The 1145-nt window shown below is 77.0% G+C and carries 2 protein-coding genes; both read right to left on the bottom strand.

What is annotated here, in order from left to right; genetic code table 11:
• Positions 1-107 precede the first annotated feature (107 nt).
• Positions 108-599: a universal stress protein gene (locus tag GT030_RS28865; RefSeq protein WP_161203603.1), complete on the bottom strand. Its 492-nt coding sequence runs from the start codon at positions 597-599 to the stop codon at positions 108-110.
• A 30-nt stretch (positions 600-629) separates the two neighbouring features.
• Positions 630-1145, bottom strand: a 516-nt coding sequence (locus tag GT030_RS28860) for an ArsB/NhaD family transporter (protein WP_272920733.1), incomplete at its 5' end; no start/stop codon positions are given.

Raw genomic sequence — 1145 nt, 5'->3', positions numbered from 1 at the left:
CGTACCGGGACCGCTGCGGCGGGGACGGCGGGGGAGACGGGCGCCGGTACGGGGGCGGCGGCTACGGAGGCGGCGGCTACGGGGGCCGGCACCGCTGAACCGTCACCTCAGCGGTGGTGCGGCGGGGGTGGGATGGTGCCCAGGCCGGGAGCCTGTCCGGGCCAGACCAGCAGGACCGGGCACGGCGCGTGGTCGACGACGAAGCGCGCGGCGGGGCCCAGGCTGTGGGGGCCGAGGCGGGAGCGGTCGCCGTCGCGGGCGAGGACGAGGAGGCCCGCGCCCTCGGCCGCCGCGACCACCTCGCGCTCCGGGCGGCCCGAGCGCTCCTCGCGTACACAGGGGCGGCCCAGGCGTTCGGCGGCCGCGTCCAGCAGCTCCGCCGCGGAGCCGTCGCCGAGGGCCTCGACACGGTCGCCCGGATCGGTCTCCCAGGCCCGCCCGCGCCCTATCAGCCCCGCGAACGCGCCGTGCGCCACACCGGGCACCTCTGGCCCCGACACATGCAGCAGCACCACCTCACGGGCGTGCGGGGCGTGCACGCGCACGGCGTCCACACAGGCGGGCCAGGTGCCCTCGACGAGCCAGACGACCGCACGCATCCCATGTCCTCCTCGGTCCACGCCACCCCGTCAGAAGAGCTGCAGCGCCCCCCACAGTGCCACCACCGACACCGCCAGCGCCGAGGGCACGGCGATCAGGCCCAGCCGGGTGAACTCCCCGAGGTCCACGCCCTCGTCGTGCTGGTGCACGATCCGCCGCCACAGCAGGGTGGCCAGCGAACCGGCGTAGGTGAGGTTCGGGCCGATGTTCACGCCCAGCAGCACCGCCAGCACCGCGCCCGCCCCGCCCGGCGCGGCCAGCGGCAGCAGCACCAGCACGGCGGGCAGGTTGTTGATCAGGTTGGCCAGTACGGCGGCCAGCGCGGCGATCCCCAGCAGCGCGAGCAGCCCGCTCCCGGACGGCAGCAGATGCCCGAGCGCGTCCGAGAGGCCGTTGTCCACGACCGCCCGCACCACCACACCCAGCGCCAGCACGAACGCCAGGAACGGCGGCGCAGCCGCCCGCACCACGGACAGCGGGGTCGCCTGCCGCCGCACCACCGCCCGCCCGGCCATGACCAGCGCGCCAGCCGCTGCCGCCCACGC

This window comes from Streptomyces sp. SID1328, assembly GCF_009865595.1.
GTDB lineage: Bacteria > Actinomycetota > Actinomycetes > Streptomycetales > Streptomycetaceae > Streptomyces > Streptomyces griseoluteus.
The sequence above is the reverse complement of the archived record's forward strand: the minus strand, read 5'-3'. Positions and strand labels throughout refer to the sequence as shown.

Bases quoted from the DNA above. Each gene is read 5' to 3' on its own strand.
- GT030_RS28865 (WP_161203603.1), bottom strand. From the start codon at position 599: ATGCGTGCGGTCGTCTGGCTCGTCGAGGGCACCTGGCCCGCCTGTGTG.